Source organism: Peribacillus sp. FSL M8-0224 (assembly GCF_038003055.1).
In the GTDB taxonomy this organism is placed as follows: domain Bacteria; phylum Bacillota; class Bacilli; order Bacillales; family DSM-1321; genus Peribacillus; species Peribacillus frigoritolerans.
This window is the reverse complement of the sequence record NZ_JBBOOJ010000001.1, coordinates 4,372,256-4,387,158: the sequence shown is the minus strand read 5'-3', so window position 1 is coordinate 4,387,158 and position 14,903 is coordinate 4,372,256. Positions and strand designations below refer to the sequence as shown.

Below are 14,903 nucleotides of genomic sequence, written 5' to 3'. Positions count from 1 at the left end.
ACAATGCTCAGAAATGGAAAGCGCAGGCACGACTTATTCTCGATATAAAGACGAAGATCCCCGAATTCCATTTGAAAAATAGAGAAAAGTCAAAAATAACTCAAATAAAAGAAAGCCTCCTTCCTTACATAACAAGGATTGAAGGCTTTCTTTATTCTTATAGGTGTTTAATTTCCAAATCGACTTTTTTAATAGGGTTACTTTTTGGGTTTTTTATTTAAAATAGTGCGTAGTTCATTGATATCATCATCAGATAGGGTATCTTCGTGAATGAATTGGACAAGCATGGATTTCATGGCCCCTCCATAGATACGGTTGATAAATGATTCGGTCTCTGCACGCTGGCACTCTTCCTGTGAATAGAGCGGGTAAAAGGTGTAAACTCTTTGATCTTTATTGACACCTACTACATCTTTTTGAACCAATCGATCGAGAAGGGTCCGTATGGTTTTCGGTTTCCAATCGGTACTTTCCTGTAAGGAAAGTATGATGTCATTCGCTGTTTGAGGGGCTTTATCCCAAAGTACGTTCATGATTTCCCATTCTGATTCTGATATACTAGGAATGTTTTTTTCCATATTTCTCCCCTTCATTTTCATTATAGATTCCTAACTCTTTTAAAATTGATAAAGTGATTTCTCCCGCTTTGCTTCCAGAAGAATCATCTTCATTTTGTATATTGGTAGCAAAGAAATAAGTGTTGTTCTTCGTCTCTACATACCCGATAAACCAACCATTGATGTTTTTTCCATTCACTGCTCCTGTGCCTGTTTTTCCTGATAGGCGAGCTTCTTCATTCTTTTCTAAGAGTAGTGCCTCCTTCACGGCTTGGATATGCCTTTCCTTATATCCAAATTGATTGTTATAAAAGGCTTGCAGCAGTTGGACTTGTTCGACTGGAGAAATTTTTAATGAGGATTCGTTCCAGAATTCACTTAATTCCCCAGATACATCGGAATTTCCATAGTTTATCTCTTGTAGATTGGATTGAATGGTTTCAAATCCTGTTCTACGATCTAATTCTTGGAAATACCAGTTTACAGATTTTTGTAAAGCAGATGAGACATCCTGATCCATATTCCAAGCTTCATAGGGTTGCTCCGTCCCATCCCATGAAAGTTTGGATTCTTCGGGTGATATCACATTTGATTCTAGAGCAAATAAGGCACTATAGATTTTGTATGTGGAATCAGGTGATATCCGCAAAGTGCTTTTCTCTTCATTATAAATGCGATATTGCTGTGCGTTATGATCATATAAAACAAAGCTTCCTTCATACCCTTTAAAGAATTGATGTAAATCCTCATGAACTACTCCGTCATTTTTAAAATAGTATCGGTCGTTTTCCGTCGCAAATGCGGAAACGAAAGGTAATTGGATTGTCAAAATGATACTGGCCAACACATAAATGAAGACGCTTTTTCTTATTGATTTTTTTGCGGAATGCTTATAGGCAGAAATTTGTTCAATTCGTTTTTTGATTTGAAGCTTCGAACCGTTTAATTGTGTCACCAACTGTAGATTACTTGATCGTTTTGAAAGATCCAAAAAATTAATGATAGTATTTCCATAATCACTAATGGAATGATCATCCAGTAACTGTAAAACAGATGTATCACATGCGATTTCCCGATCCAATCTCATTTCTCTAAAAGCAAGCCAAACAAGGGGATTAAACCAATATATGATTTGATAGAACAATATCACGTAATTTGTCAGCAAATCCTTGTTTTTATAGTGATTCAGTTCATGAAGAAAGATATACTCGTAATTTTTCAAGCTAAGCCAGTTTTCATGCTGAGAAGGTAAGACGATATATGTTTGAAAAAGCCCGAATATCATTGGAGATTGGACTCTATTCGAAATAACAATCTCTATTGGTTTTTTTATCTGTAGTCTTTTCTTGCATTCTTCGAAAAGCACGAGAACTTCTTGATTGGAAAACGGAGAAGAATAATTCTTTATCCTTCTGATTGTGAGCCATCCACGAACCATAGTAAAGGTAAATAAAAGCATCCCTGACATCCATAAACCCATCACTTCCCTATTAAGTAAGGACAGGTCCGGCCGATTGACCGATACAGAAAAGTCTTGTATGAGGTGTAGGCCCTGCATCATATCAGTCCCGGTTTTTTCCATATTAGAGCTGGGTGCATTAATCTGATTTATATCCCCGCTGCTAAAGAGAGAACTAAAATTATATAAATCAGTAGGTATGAATGGAAGTGCTAAAGCGATAAAAAGAAACATCCACAAATGATAGTGCCATTTTGCTGTTAATTGTCTTCCAAACCATTTTCGTATAAGGAGGATAACAGTAACGGAAAATGAAGACACCAATAGACCTATTATAAAGTAGGTTAAAAACATGTCCTTCAATACCACCTCTCTTGACTTTTAAATTTAAAAAACAGGTATATAGCAAATTTATAGTGGCTTGATGGTAAAAAAATAAAGAATTGACTTTGTTTGATTACATATGTAATACTATACTACAGATGTAATCAGACTACAAACGTAATCTGTTAAAACTCCTTGCATGAGGTTGTTTTTACAATACGTACATAAGAGTCTAATCAAATAATTAGGAGGTTTAAGTTATGAACAAAAGATGGTTTTATCAAATACTGGCACCAATAGGCTTGGTGCTTATGGTTGCAGGCTGCTCAGATGAGGAAAAACAGGTTGTACAACAAGCGGAAACAGAACAAACCGGGGGAACTAACCAAACATCGGAAAATATTACGGCAAAAGAAGCCGCAATCAAGAAATTTGAACAACTTGAGAAGGAATATGATGCAAAGCTTGGGGTCTATGCCATTGATACAGGAACGAAAGAAACCGTGGAATTTCATGAGAACGAACGATTTGCGTTTACATCTACTCATAAGGCTCTGGCTGTAGGAGCACTTTTACAACAGAAATCGATAGAAGACCTTAATCAAAGAATTACCTATACAAGTGAGGATCTGGTTAATTATAATCCGATAACCGAAAAGCATGTTGATACGGGGATGACTCTTAAGGAGCTTTCTGATGCTTCGCTTCGATACAGTGACAATACTGCTGGAAACCTTATCCTTGAACAACTGGGGGGACCGGCTGGATTTAAAAAAGTACTGGAGGGAATTGGAGATAATGTTACCAACCCTGAGCGAATTGAGCCAGATTTAAATGTAGTTAATCCTGGTGAAACGCATGATACGAGTACACCAATAGCACTTGCTACTAGTCTTCAGGCTTTTACATTGGGAGATGCACTTCCAACTGAGAAACGTGAACTTTTAATAGATTGGATGAAGAGAAATACTACTGGAGATGCGTTAATTCGTGCTGGAGTGCCGAAAGGTTGGGTAGTGGCTGATAAGACTGGAGCAGGATCATATGGTACGCGAAATGACATTGCGATCATTTGGCCATCAAAAGGAGATCCTATTGTTCTTGCTGTACTTTCAAGTCGTGATGAAAAAGAGGCTGATTATAACGACGAGCTTATTGCTGAGGCAACAGAAGAAGTAATTAAGGCCCTTAAAGTCAAAGGTAAATAGAAAATGATTGTACTAAAAAAGGTTACGTTAAGTAGCCTTTTTTGGTGGATTAATTCCTATAATGATTGTTATGGTGACCCTTCTTCAACTCCCTTTAATGAACGAAAGCCTTTCATCATCTGTATTGCTATGAGACATAACGAAGCGACGCTTTTTTTATAGAGCTAAAGGGGCAGGATAGCGGAGGGAAATAATGGTATTGTATAGTGTGTAGACTAAGGAGGTTGTTATATGAGTTATAAGAACACACTTATTACCATTTCAGAGGATTCAAAAGTTTCTTCAGCAAAGGTACCTGTCATCAAAAACGGTAAACTCACTATTGCTTATATCGAGCATGATTTAATTAACAATAACCCCTATAAATTTACACAAGAAGACGTCCAATTCAAAACATATTTAATCAAAAATCAATTGGAAGCGGAAAATGCAGCTGAACTTCGAGAACAGTTCTTTTCAAAATCCAAGGCTTGTTTCAGGGCTTCTCCTTTAGTGAAAAATTATGGTTGGGGAATTCATTATAATAATCAAGGGAAAGTTGCGATATATGATGTTAACAGTGAAATGTATAACCAGTTGCTTAAGCAAGATGACATTACAAAACTTAAAGGCATGCGCTCCAAAAGAAAATAGATGCAGGATCGTTCAAAACGTAGTGACTGGAAATGTAAAACGATGAAGATGACGCAACCAAAAGATGTTGAAGCTAAGAAGGTATAGTCATTTTTAATCATTTTAATAATCAGTTTATTCTGATATCATAAAAGGGATAAAATGGGAGGAGGAAATAACATAAAAAACTTATTTTCAATCTTAAGTATGTTTGTGTTAGTTCTGGTAGGTGGAATGGTATTAGGTAATTCTTCTGCACAAGCAAGTGTTCCTCAGTATTCTTTTCAAACAGAAGATGGAAAATGGGATGGTGAAATTGGAAATCCTAACAGAGGTAGTGACTTACAGGTAGAACTGGTTTCCCCAATCTATTTAAAGACTTCTTCCGGAAGTAAGTTGTTGACTAATTATAGTAACATATGGTCCCGTCTCTGCAATGCCAGTACTGGAAAGTGCACAGGCTATCATAGCTTAGCTGGTGGAAAGACATTATTCACAGATATGAGAGTTGGTAAATTTTATGTAGATGTGAAAGATGGATACTCTTCTGGAAGAGTATCTGGAAAACTACAAATTGTTTTCAAATAATATGTAATACTAGCTACCCACTCTTAATGGGTAGCTTTTTATCATGAAAAGATTTTATAGGTATTTTTGTATAATTTATTAAAAGCTCCACCGCTGCCCTTTTTTTCAGAAAAGAAGTGAAGCTAACTGAATTGACTAGCACGATCACAAACGCAACAAAGGGTACGGGCCATAATACTACAAGATACAGTAAATAACTAAAACTTCAAATAGAGGTTTTCGTAGGGGGTGCTTAGTTTGAACAATCACCATGAAACGCCTGAGGAAAAAAGAGAAAGGTTAAGACAAGAAGAACTTAAAAAAAATCCAATAGGCACATTAAAAGATGGATTTAATGGAAATGGTAATCTAGCAGACTTAGTTGGCAGTTTAGGTTGGAAAGGGACGGGAATATTAATTGTTGTTTTAATAGTTGGATATGTTTTTTATAAACTGTTTTCTTAAAAGAATTTACTTAACCTTCTTCAACTAATGGGTGCTTACTGCCTTATTAGGAGCTGATCAGCAGTTCCTTTTCTAATTGAACTATCCGGGCAGGTTTGCTGAAGAAGGATTGAAACTTTATTAATTTAGGAATCGTATAAAAGAGAGTAATACGGGTAGGAAAGGATAAGGGATGATAAATAATGGAAATTTGTAGCGAATGCGGCCACGAACTTACGAAAGCCTATATTTCTGGAATTCAAGGAGAATTTCAGATAAACAAAGAATCAAGAGGTTTTTTCACGGATAGTCCGATTTACAGCAAAGTATCTCCTAGGAATATAAGTTAATGGAAATGCCCTTTCCAGAACTTATCTCAGAATTAGCGGTAGCACCTTTATATATTTTAGTGGTAATAGTGTCTATTTTAAATGTAATACTAAATAGAAAAAATAAAGGATGTTTTAATTTTTTCTTGATAATGGGTTCTTGGGTTTACATTTGTATATATTTATTAGCTCTGTATTTCTTTTTCTTTGGAAAATAAATAGTTAATCCACTAACAGGTGCGTTTGCTGAAGATCAGAGCTGTCTTAAGGCAGCTTTTTCTTATGGAATTAACGGAGCAGAATAGTAGAAGTTGGAAGAGGACATTCCAATAAAAAAATAGAATAAATTTGATATATATAACTCTAATGACGGTGGTGGTCTTATTGAAAAAAACTCCAAATAAAATACATATTATAGGTTCAGTTGGTAGTGGAAAAACAACCTTAGCAAGAGAGTTATCCTCTAAGTTAAATATCCCACTTTATGAATTAGATAATGTTATTTGGAAAAGGTATGAATCAGGAGATATTAAAAGAACTGAAGAAGAACGAGAAGAACATTTTAATATTATTATTCATTCTGAAACATGGATTGTAGAGGGGGTTCATAATGAAGAATGGGTGTCTAATAGTTTTCGGAATGCGGAATTAATTATTTTCTTAGATACAAATTATTCAGTGAGAATCTATCGAATAATAAAAAGATTTATCTTACAAAAGATTGGATTAGAAAGGTCAAACTATAAACCCACATTAAATATATTTTTTAAAATGTTTAAGTGGAATAGATACTTTGAAGAAGTAGGGAAACCAAATTTCTATAATAAATTTGGGATATACAAAAATAAGATATTAGTTGTGGCAAATACGAAAGAAATTAAAAATTACTTCAACTAACATGAGCATTAGCTAAAGATCTGAGCTGACTTAAGGCAGCCTTTTTTTCTTATGGCACTAAAGGGGCAGGATAATTCCATAAGGAATACTGTTAAGTGACATTAAAGTTGTTTAATGTACAATAAAGTCATTTAAAAACGTATAAATATTTTTAAAGTGTTACATCCAAGGTGGATGAACAGAGAGATTTAAAATATGCCAAAATAGTGATCAAATATTTTAATCACTATTTTGGTTCCAAATTTCCTATGTCTTCTATTCAATTTAAAATTAAATACCAGAGCAATGATCAATATGGGATTCCTAAATTATGAATTATATATTTCTCTGTTCATATTCACGATATCTTTATTTGCGAGGGAGGTGAAGTTAGAAGCTGATAACTTCTCTATAACCTTATCCCGTAGGAATGGGGCTTTTTCTTTATTGGCTTTTTCCAATGCTTTTGTTAGTTCTTCTTTTGTTAGTTCTGTGCAGTATGCAGGAGTTCCCGGCTGTTGTCTCCACGAATCACTTAAAGAACCACTATCCACTGTGTCGAAGCCTAGCTGGTTTACTACATCCATGATTATTTGTTTTTGTGATACGTCATTACCAGCAATCGCCATGGCAATGCGTCCACTAGTACCTTCGGGGGTTCCCTCATTTTCTAAAGTATGGGCTAACAAGTTGTTGAAAGCTTTGATGATAGGTTTACCTAATTGATTGGAAACCCAAACACTTTCAATCATCCCGTTTTCAATTTCTGCAATTTTTTGGTCTCTGCTAGGGTAATAATTTGAAGTATCTACGATGATTACTTCCTCCCCAACTTGCTCGATAATATTCCGAATGCTTGGCAGTGCTGTTAAAGGGAGAGATATTATAAGAACTTCAATATTGGTCATTACATCTTCTATAAGGACAGGTGTTCCAGCAAGCTCTTTTCCTTCTAAATGTTCAATTCCTCGTGCATCTGCAATTTTGACTTCATGTCCAGTCTTAACTAATTTTTTAGAAATAATCGACCCGATTGTTCCAGCACCTATAATTCCAAATTTCATCATTGCTCCTCCTAAAGAATTTGTATATCAAAGATTCTGCTTGCTTAAAGTTAACAATGATATTTTTATCTGAATCAATATCACCACTTTATCAATCCGTAAACATATCTCATTAGATATAAAAAATATTGAGTGTTTTTATTACATATACTAGAATATAACCAATTCTCATTTTTTTGAAGAAGGCAATAAAAATTGCCATAGTACATTTTTTTGTACCTAATAGTAGAAAGCAGGTGAATGGGTGTCTAGAATATGTAAGGATGGATTTGACAAAAAGTGTATAAAGGAACAGAGAGAAGTATATGGCATTGCCTATACCCAAAACATACTATCTGGACGTTGGAAATATCTCATTCTTTGGTTTATAAAGTCCAAAGAGCGCCGTTATAGTGAAATCAAAGCTTTTTTAGGGGATATTTCACAAGGTTCTCTTACAAAGCAACTTCGAGAACTAGAAACAGCTGGTTTAATTAATCGCAAAATTTATCCAGAGGTTCCTCCTCGTGTTGAGTATTCATTATCCTCAAAAGGGGAAGAACTCATTCCTATTATTGATTTAATGGAAGAATTCGGGAAGAAGTTTGGGGAGCAGGTAGACTAACCAAAGCTAACACATCGTTAACCCCAGATTTCAAAAACTAAATTTGTAGATAAAGTAAAAGTTGCGGGAGAAATCGTTCTAACGCAGCTTTTTCTTTTACGATAAAAATTTTGGGGAAATGTACTTAAAGTAACGGGTGCTTTACTCATTATCAAGAGCTGATCAAAAGCTCTTTTTCTTATGGAACTAAAGGGGCAGGATAGTTGAAGAGTGCTCTTTGCCTTTCTTCAACAAGAAGGATATTTTCTGTTTTTCGAGAATTAGAATGTAAGAATACGGATATTGCAAAATAACAAGAACAAAGGAGGTATGAAATATGAAGATCCACAGAATAGATCATGTAGGTGTAATCGTAAATGACCTCTCTGCTGCTAAAGAGTTTTTTCTCGATTTTGGACTAGAAGTGCAAGGGGAATGGGAGATGGAAGGAGAATTGATGGATAAGATGAGTGGGCTTAATGACGTTAAAGTAGCATGTGTAGGATTGGGGAAGCCAGACGGTCAGGCATGGATAGAGCTAATTAAATTTTATACGCCGTCAGATGAAAAAGATAGTCAGCAACCTTTTGCAAATACCCTGGGTATCCGGCATATTGCATTTGCTGTTGAAGATATTGAAGCCCTTGTTGCCAAATTGAAAAAGAAAGGTACGGAAATCTTTAGTGAGATACAACAATATGAAGATAGTTATAAGTTATGCTACTGTCGTGGACCAGAGGGAATTATTTTAGAGTTGGCGGAGCAAATCAAATAAATTAATGGTAATTAATGTTGCTGGTGGTACCCTTAAAGAATTAACAGGTGCATTAGCTCCATAAGAGGGCCAATAATGGATAATTAAACATATCCTAAGGAGGTAGATTAAATTTAAGAAAATCCTTATGTTATTTGGATTCACTTTTATTGGTCTTTTTTCTTTCCAATCTGATTTAGCAAATGCGCCAGTACCAGTAGATGAAGAAGTTATTCTGTTACCTGGAAGTGACACATTAGATGAAGATGACATTGAAACAGCCAAAAAACAAAGAGAAAAAGCGATGCAAGACTTGGCAGATCACCCGGAATTGTTTCAATTTGCAACTGAAATTGAATGAATAAATAAGGACTTCTTTATTGCAAAGGGGTTCTTTTTCTTGTTCATTTCTCTTGTTGAACTATGGGGGCAGGTCAGTTTAGTTTCAGTAAGGGTTATGAAATGGTTATGCCAGAATTGTTTAAAAAAATAACAAATAACGAATTTGACCCAAGAGATATTATCACACACAAAATGTCCCTTGAAGAAGCAAGTCATGGTTATCGAATTTTTAATAATCGTGAGGATGAATGTATAAAAGTCGTTTTAAAACCGTAATACTCTTCTCTTTCCAAAAGGCTGTTTTCACATACTTTGTTGCTATTTACCAGGTAGTGAGTTGTGGTTGATTTCCCCTCCAGATGCTCGCTTTCCGCGGGGCGGGCGGTGAGCCTCCTCGACGTAAACGCCTGTGGGGTCTCACCTGTCCCGCTGCTCCCGCAGGAGTCTCGCACTTCCGCTCCAATCAACCTTAAATAGTTTCGTTTTAAAAACATCAATCTTTACGAAAAGAGCCTTCCAAAAAGACTTCATACTGTGTATGGAAGTCTTTTTTTTTTGTAAAATTTTTTTATGGATAGGCGAAAAGTGGAAGTCTGAGTCCTATCTTGACATTGGCAGGAATCATTCATCATTAAGTATATCAATCTTTAACTAGGTGCAAATAAGGTAGGTTGCTGCTGCAACTCTTTTTCTTAAGGCACTAACGGGGCAGGTTGATTCAAGAGTAGTGTTTGGTCTTTGTTCAACAATTGGACCATTATGTGGAAAATCAGCAGAAACTTTTGAGGTCTTAATCAAAATAGTAATTAATCTACGGAAGTTGTAAAATAAAGGTAAGAATAGTTCTGGGGGGATTTATATCAATTATAATGCTATTAATCTTAGCGAGAAACTGTCCAAATTCAGTGAACACTGGTCGCCCAAAGTCATTGGTGAAATGAATGACTATCAGTTTAAGTTAGTTAAGATTCAGGGGGATTTTGTATGGCACGATCATAAAGACACCGATGAGGCATTCATCGTGATAGACGGCGAGATGTCCATCGCATTCCGCGATGGAGAGGTTAAACTTTCCAAAGGAGAAATGTATGTGATACCAAAAGGTGTGGAGCATAAGCCTTATGCTGAAAAGGAATGCCATATAATGCTGGTAGAGCCTAAAGGTGTAATCAACACTGGTGAAACTAATTTTAAACTAACTGCTGAAAATAATATATGGATTTAAACCGATAATTTTCCAGTTACTATCTTTGGATCAACATATAAAAGGAAGTTACATATTTTCCGCAACGGGAGCGATTCTTTAATAAGAATCGCTTTTCTTAATGAACTAACGGGTGTGTTAGCAGAAGATCGGAGCTGTCTTTAAGTCAGCTTTTTCTTCTTGATCTATCGAGGCAGGATAGTTCAAGAAGAATTAACACAAGAAGGTCGTCAATAAAGACAATCTTCTTGTGTCAATTTTTTTTTAGAATAAGGGATTTATAATTGGAATACTATGTAAAAATTAAAGCGAACAGAGCAGTTTTTAGGGTATTGATGGTGAGCGAAATGGGGGAAATGATTATCTTCGAGAAAAGTCCTATGATTCACTGATAAGACCGCAATCTAGGTGAGCGAGCCAAAAAATGAAGGCATCCTTAAAAGAGATGAAGAAGTCGTGTCAGAAAATAAATAATTCCCAATCAAAAAACCACACATCATGGTGTGGTTTTCATTTTTCTTCCTTTTATGCTTCTTTTACATCCATTCCCTTCATCATCGAACGGTCTTGGAGGCTTTCGGAACGCATGCTATATGCCACGAGCTTCTTCTTGTCCTGTTTTACGACATCCACATGGTCACCGTACACGAACACCAATAACCGAATATCCTTTTTGCCTTTTTTCGTATCGATGACCAATGGCTTAACACCGCTCTCTGGATGTAAAAACAAGGAATCGTTTCCAGGAAATATATGATTTTTCTTCAAAACCATCGCGTGGTTAACATCCTGAATCACTTGGTTCTTCTCTTCCCCTTCCAATCGTTTTCCGTCCATCGTGATTACGGTATTCCCGACACTAAGTGTTGGATGCATCTTAAATTTATTCAAAAGCCAATTGACGACATCGGTCGGAAGGCAGGTAACAACTAGTTTAAATATCGTTAAAATAATGGTCAAAATCAAAACGGGTCCTGTCATTTTTTCATCATCTCCGTATGTTATAAATGCCTCTATAAACAGCTGCCTCTATATTACCAAAAGAATGGACATTTTTTCTTTCGAAAATATGTCCATTCTCGTAACGTTTTCCTTTTGGGGCGTGCGGTATAAAATAACGGTCAGGGGGTTGCTTCCGCAGCTCCTTTCATATTGAAAAGGGAAGATTAGTGTATTCATAACGGGTGCTTTATTTCAATTACAAGGGTTGCTGCGGCAGCCTTTTTTCTTATGGCACTAACGGGGCACGATAGTTTAAGAACGAATGGGTTTTTAATGGTAAAATTAACCTGATTATAGTGATTAAGTGGTTTACCTGCAGTATAGAAAATAAAATAGGAGTTGTTTTATGTTTGACATTGCCTTGATTTTGATTATAGCTTCAGCTGGGGGAGTTATTGCTATTACCGGATTCCTCGTTATATTAGGTCGAAGAATTTTAGAACCTAAGAAAGAACTTCAACAAAAGGTAGATAAACTAGAAGAAGAGGTTCAAAAATTAAAAAATCACAAATAAAAACTAGCTTTAATGAATTAACAGGTGACATTAGCTGAAGATCAGAACTCTTTAAGGCAGCATTTTTAAAAATGTTTTAATGAGAGATAATTTGAGGGGGAATTTCAATGAGTAAAGCAATCATTTTTGATATGGATGGAACCTTATTTCAAACAAATTTAATTTTAGAACCTGCCCTAGAAGCAACATTTGAAGTACTACGAAAAGAAAATTTATGGGATAAAAAAACACCGATTGAACAATATAGGGGAATTATGGGTGTGCCACTACCGGTTGTATGGGAAACACTTTGCCCAAACCACTCACTAGAAATACGAGTAAAGAGCAATGAGATTTTTCATAAAAAGCTTATAGAATTAATCCAAGCACAAAAAGGTGCATTATATGCTGGTGTGGAGAGCACATTAAATGAGTTAAGTAAAAAGTATCCCTTATTTATTGCCAGCAATGGTCAGATAGAATATTTACAAGCAATTGTAGAAACTTATAATTTGGATAGGTTTATTCAAGATACATATAGTATCCAACTAATTAAATCTGGGAATAAATCAGATTTAGTGCAAATGGTGAAAAATAAAAATCAAATTGGAAAAGGTTACGTTGTCGGAGACCGGTCTTCAGATATATCTGCTGCTAAGGATAATGAACTTATCGCAGTTGGTGTGAACTTTGACTTTGCCCAAGAAGATGAATTAAAACAAGCAGATTTTGTAGTGAATAACTTCAAAGAAATCTTAGAGTTAGTTTAAATTCTAAAAGGCCGCCAATTGGTGGCCTTTTGAAAAACGTTTCAGGCTGATTAAGCAGCTGCTTCCTCAACAGTGTCGATTAAAAATAGAAGTGTAAAATTAAGGCTGACAGTTTTAAAAAATCACGGCTTGAACAGGTACGGTGAACCGTATCATAATTAAAAGGCCATGTGGTGGAAAAAGGTAAAACCTTGTTGATCGAATAAGTGCGCTAGCTGAAGATCGGAGCTGTCTTTAAGGCAGCTTTTTCAATGGAACTATCGGGGCAGGTTAGTACAACAAGCGCAGTGTATTCGTACTGCGTAGTTCGATATTTACACAAACACACTTATTTTTGTTAAAATTAGGTAGTATTAAATTATCATTAAGGGGCAATTGTTGTGCAAGAAATACCAGGACTTATATCCATTCTAATCCCGTCTGTTTTAACATTATTGATCATTAACTTTTTACTTGATATTGTATCCTTAAAAATTCAAGGAATGCCGCTCGTATTTCCGTTTATACTGTGTCCAATAGGAGCTATATTGGGATTCGTAGGCTATAAAATAAATCGCGATAAACTTTCGTTAGTTGGAATAATTTTCAACATCATTTTATTTATGTTCCCAATCTTATATAACATCATCGCTATACTTACACAAGGTCCATAAACTTTAGTGCAAAAGGGTTGGATTTTCCAATCCTCCGTTTTAAGAGATATATCGCACAGTTTGTTTAACTCTACAATAAGTCTTAAGAAACTAACGTGTGGTGCTTTGGCTGAAGATCGGAGCTGTCTTTAAGGCAGCTTTTTCTTATGCAACTAACGGGGAAAATTAGTTGTATAAGAAAATGTTAAATCAGAGAGTAGAATAATAGGGGGATGTTTATATGAATTGGAACTGGAATGAAACCACTATAGATTTTCCATTCTCTTCTGAAAACTTAAAGAACTTGTTAAAAACCATATGTAGAAAAGAAAACAGATTTTCACAATTTGAGTTTATTAAGTGGTGTGATAACTTTACAATGGCTTTTGAGGAAGATAAAGCATCCAATGAACTTGATGAAATGGCTTTTGGGATAGCACGAGATATTGAATGTCAATGGGATTTATTTTTGGTAAATACATACTCATTAAAAGAATTGCAGAATTTAGACCTTTCAAAAGTAGAGTTACCTCAAGATTGGTTTATAGAGTGGTTAAAGCAATTAAACGAGAATAAAAGGTAACTCCTTATTCCCCTAACGTGTCAGGTTAAATTATCAAACTCAGTATTGTTTTTTTTGGTTAATATTGAGATAAGGTAAGGCTACTATATGGGGGATGTAAAATGAGTAATTATAAAGTTGGTTATCACTGTAAATGTTGTGGAAATTATCACGATGAACTTCCCTTGAGTTATGGAAGTCCTATGAAGAAGTACCATTTGAAGAACAAGAAAAACGAATAGAGATGATTGAAGATATGTGTATAATTGATGATGAATATTTCTTTATTCGTGGATCCTTATGCAACTTTCGGGGCAGATAGTTGAACAACTTCATAGGTAATAATGTATTTTATATAATGGAATCACAAAAGAAGGACTATTTTTCTTTAACATGAGGTGAGAAGTAAGTGCGATTAACTACTGCATTAGATAATGAGGAATCTAAAGAAATAAGAAAATGGTTAGAACAATACATATTTCCAAACGATTTCCTTGAAGATGATTTTTTTAATACAAGTACAGTTTTATATTCGGTTGAGTTGAATAATCACCTTACTCTTTTCCATTCAGTTGTTCATAATCTAAAACCTGCAAAATTTTCTCCAGAAGATTTAAATGAATCTTTATTAGAAGGATGTAGAATATTTGGGGTAAATGAAGGGTGTAATTATTTTAATGTTAATGTTCACGATAATATTTCAAGGGTAATAGAAAGCATTGGAACTTATAGTTTAAAGAGACAGGATAAAACATCTGTACTATTTCCATTGTATTACCTATTGACTGAAAATACCGCAGGTGAAGGTGGTACTTCTTATACTGGACTTATAGGTAAGGATAAAGAATGGATGTTATCAATTGAGTTCGAGAATGAGATAATTTTTAAAGTTCATGGTAATGAAGACTTTTGTAATTTTGTTAAAAAAATATTATTACAGAATAAAGAAACATGAATGTAACCATTATTATTCAACTTTCAGGTGCTTTACTCAATAAGGGAGTTGCTTTGGCAGCTCTTTTTCTTATGGCACTAACGAGGCAGGATTGAATAACGTTCAATTTATCAAAAGAAGGTTGTTATCTGATATTCAACACATTTTTTAGAAATAGGTACTGTGG

18 protein-coding genes and 1 pseudogene are annotated in these 14,903 nt (G+C 35.1%); 15 read left to right on the top strand and 4 right to left on the bottom strand.

Annotated features, from left to right (window positions below; translation table 11 throughout):
* Positions 1-197: 197 nt before the first annotated feature.
* Both blaI and MKX49_RS21190 read right to left on the bottom strand, forming a co-directional pair.
* Positions 198-578, bottom strand: a complete 381-nt coding sequence (blaI, locus tag MKX49_RS21195) for a penicillinase repressor BlaI (protein WP_318293158.1) — start codon at positions 576-578, stop codon at positions 198-200.
* The gene (locus MKX49_RS21190) at positions 559-2,370 is read right to left on the bottom strand and encodes a BlaR1 family beta-lactam sensor/signal transducer (RefSeq protein ID WP_340877662.1); all 1,812 of its coding nucleotides are present in this window, start codon (positions 2,368-2,370) and stop codon (positions 559-561) included. The genes blaI and MKX49_RS21190 overlap by 20 nt, the downstream gene beginning before the upstream one ends.
* Before the next feature lie 230 nt (positions 2,371-2,600).
* On the opposite strand from MKX49_RS21190, the gene bla reads away from it, so the two are divergent.
* The 5 genes from bla (at position 2,601) to MKX49_RS21165 (ending at position 6,397) form a co-directional block, all read left to right on the top strand.
* Entirely contained in the window at positions 2,601-3,548 is a 948-nt protein-coding gene (gene bla, locus MKX49_RS21185; protein WP_340877661.1) for a class A beta-lactamase, read from the top strand.
* 231 nt (positions 3,549-3,779) lie between these two features.
* The gene (locus MKX49_RS21180; RefSeq protein WP_340877660.1) at positions 3,780-4,181 is read left to right on the top strand and encodes a DUF6157 family protein; all 402 of its coding nucleotides are present in this window, start codon (positions 3,780-3,782) and stop codon (positions 4,179-4,181) included.
* Between the two features lie 141 nt (positions 4,182-4,322).
* Positions 4,323-4,748: a hypothetical protein gene (locus tag MKX49_RS21175; RefSeq protein WP_207118140.1), complete on the top strand. Its 426-nt coding sequence runs from the start codon at positions 4,323-4,325 to the stop codon at positions 4,746-4,748.
* A 237-nt stretch (positions 4,749-4,985) separates the two neighbouring features.
* Positions 4,986-5,192, top strand: coding sequence for a DUF6366 family protein (locus tag MKX49_RS21170; protein WP_289351021.1), 207 nt, complete (start codon positions 4,986-4,988; stop codon positions 5,190-5,192).
* A 674-nt stretch (positions 5,193-5,866) separates the two neighbouring features.
* Positions 5,867-6,397 (top strand): AAA family ATPase, encoded by a 531-nt coding sequence (locus MKX49_RS21165; RefSeq protein ID WP_336867061.1) that lies wholly within the window; start codon positions 5,867-5,869, stop codon positions 6,395-6,397.
* 308 nt (positions 6,398-6,705) lie between these two features.
* Here MKX49_RS21165 and MKX49_RS21160 read toward each other — a convergent pair whose 3' ends face one another.
* Positions 6,706-7,440 carry an NADPH-dependent F420 reductase gene (locus MKX49_RS21160; protein WP_340877658.1) on the bottom strand — a complete coding sequence of 245 codons (735 nt, stop codon included), beginning with the start codon at positions 7,438-7,440 and terminating at the stop codon, positions 6,706-6,708.
* Between the two features lie 244 nt (positions 7,441-7,684).
* On the opposite strand from MKX49_RS21160, the gene MKX49_RS21155 reads away from it, so the two are divergent.
* The 5 genes and pseudogenes from MKX49_RS21155 (at position 7,685) to MKX49_RS21135 (ending at position 10,344) form a co-directional block, all read left to right on the top strand.
* Positions 7,685-8,044, top strand: a complete 360-nt coding sequence (locus MKX49_RS21155) for a winged helix-turn-helix transcriptional regulator (protein WP_034304541.1) — start codon at positions 7,685-7,687, stop codon at positions 8,042-8,044.
* 316 nt (positions 8,045-8,360) lie between these two features.
* Positions 8,361-8,798, top strand: a complete 438-nt coding sequence (locus tag MKX49_RS21150) for a VOC family protein (protein WP_101224754.1) — start codon at positions 8,361-8,363, stop codon at positions 8,796-8,798.
* Between the two features lie 127 nt (positions 8,799-8,925).
* Positions 8,926-9,138 carry a hypothetical protein gene (locus MKX49_RS21145; RefSeq protein WP_336866843.1) on the top strand — a complete coding sequence of 71 codons (213 nt, stop codon included), beginning with the start codon at positions 8,926-8,928 and terminating at the stop codon, positions 9,136-9,138.
* Positions 9,139-9,245: 107 nt separating this feature from the next.
* A pseudogene (locus MKX49_RS21140) lies at positions 9,246-9,395 on the top strand (glutathione-dependent formaldehyde dehydrogenase); the annotation flags it as partial.
* A gap of 583 nt (positions 9,396-9,978) precedes the next feature.
* The gene (locus MKX49_RS21135) at positions 9,979-10,344 is read left to right on the top strand and encodes a cupin domain-containing protein (protein WP_336866861.1); all 366 of its coding nucleotides are present in this window, start codon (positions 9,979-9,981) and stop codon (positions 10,342-10,344) included.
* Between the two features lie 504 nt (positions 10,345-10,848).
* Here MKX49_RS21135 and MKX49_RS21130 read toward each other — a convergent pair.
* Entirely contained in the window at positions 10,849-11,304 is a 456-nt protein-coding gene (locus tag MKX49_RS21130; protein ID WP_264639525.1) for a YfmQ family protein, read from the bottom strand.
* A 367-nt stretch (positions 11,305-11,671) separates the two neighbouring features.
* On the opposite strand from MKX49_RS21130, the gene MKX49_RS21125 reads away from it, so the two are divergent.
* The 5 genes from MKX49_RS21125 (at position 11,672) to MKX49_RS21105 (ending at position 14,737) form a co-directional block, all read left to right on the top strand.
* Complete coding sequence (locus MKX49_RS21125; protein ID WP_336866845.1) at positions 11,672-11,839, top strand: hypothetical protein; 168 nt, start codon at positions 11,672-11,674, stop codon at positions 11,837-11,839.
* Between the two features lie 107 nt (positions 11,840-11,946).
* The gene (locus MKX49_RS21120; protein WP_264639524.1) at positions 11,947-12,588 is read left to right on the top strand and encodes an HAD hydrolase-like protein; all 642 of its coding nucleotides are present in this window, start codon (positions 11,947-11,949) and stop codon (positions 12,586-12,588) included.
* A gap of 380 nt (positions 12,589-12,968) precedes the next feature.
* Positions 12,969-13,241, top strand: a complete 273-nt coding sequence (locus MKX49_RS21115) for a hypothetical protein (protein WP_340877657.1) — start codon at positions 12,969-12,971, stop codon at positions 13,239-13,241.
* Positions 13,242-13,461: 220 nt separating this feature from the next.
* Positions 13,462-13,803, top strand: coding sequence for a hypothetical protein (locus MKX49_RS21110; RefSeq protein ID WP_283906170.1), 342 nt, complete (start codon positions 13,462-13,464; stop codon positions 13,801-13,803).
* A gap of 388 nt (positions 13,804-14,191) precedes the next feature.
* Positions 14,192-14,737 (top strand): hypothetical protein, encoded by a 546-nt coding sequence (locus MKX49_RS21105; protein ID WP_340877656.1) that lies wholly within the window; start codon positions 14,192-14,194, stop codon positions 14,735-14,737.
* Positions 14,738-14,903: the final 166 nt, after the last annotated feature.

Bases quoted from the DNA above. Each gene is read 5' to 3' on its own strand.
- MKX49_RS21175 (WP_207118140.1), top strand. From the start codon at position 4,323: ATGGGAGGAGGAAATAACATAAAAAACTTATTTTCAATCTTAAGTATG.
- MKX49_RS21120 (WP_264639524.1), top strand. From the start codon at position 11,947: ATGAGTAAAGCAATCATTTTTGATATGGATGGAACCTTATTTCAAACA.
- blaI (WP_318293158.1), bottom strand. From the start codon at position 578: ATGGAAAAAAACATTCCTAGTATATCAGAATCAGAATGGGAAATCATG.
- bla (WP_340877661.1), top strand. From the start codon at position 2,601: ATGAACAAAAGATGGTTTTATCAAATACTGGCACCAATAGGCTTGGTG.
- MKX49_RS21130 (WP_264639525.1), bottom strand. From the start codon at position 11,304: ATGACAGGACCCGTTTTGATTTTGACCATTATTTTAACGATATTTAAA.
- MKX49_RS21180 (WP_340877660.1), top strand. From the start codon at position 3,780: ATGAGTTATAAGAACACACTTATTACCATTTCAGAGGATTCAAAAGTT.
- MKX49_RS21125 (WP_336866845.1), top strand. From the start codon at position 11,672: ATGTTTGACATTGCCTTGATTTTGATTATAGCTTCAGCTGGGGGAGTT.
- MKX49_RS21110 (WP_283906170.1), top strand. From the start codon at position 13,462: ATGAATTGGAACTGGAATGAAACCACTATAGATTTTCCATTCTCTTCT.
- MKX49_RS21190 (WP_340877662.1), bottom strand. From the start codon at position 2,370: ATGTTTTTAACCTACTTTATAATAGGTCTATTGGTGTCTTCATTTTCC.
- MKX49_RS21150 (WP_101224754.1), top strand. From the start codon at position 8,361: ATGAAGATCCACAGAATAGATCATGTAGGTGTAATCGTAAATGACCTC.
- MKX49_RS21160 (WP_340877658.1), bottom strand. From the start codon at position 7,440: ATGAAATTTGGAATTATAGGTGCTGGAACAATCGGGTCGATTATTTCT.
- MKX49_RS21145 (WP_336866843.1), top strand. From the start codon at position 8,926: ATGTTATTTGGATTCACTTTTATTGGTCTTTTTTCTTTCCAATCTGAT.
- MKX49_RS21165 (WP_336867061.1), top strand. From the start codon at position 5,867: ATGACGGTGGTGGTCTTATTGAAAAAAACTCCAAATAAAATACATATT.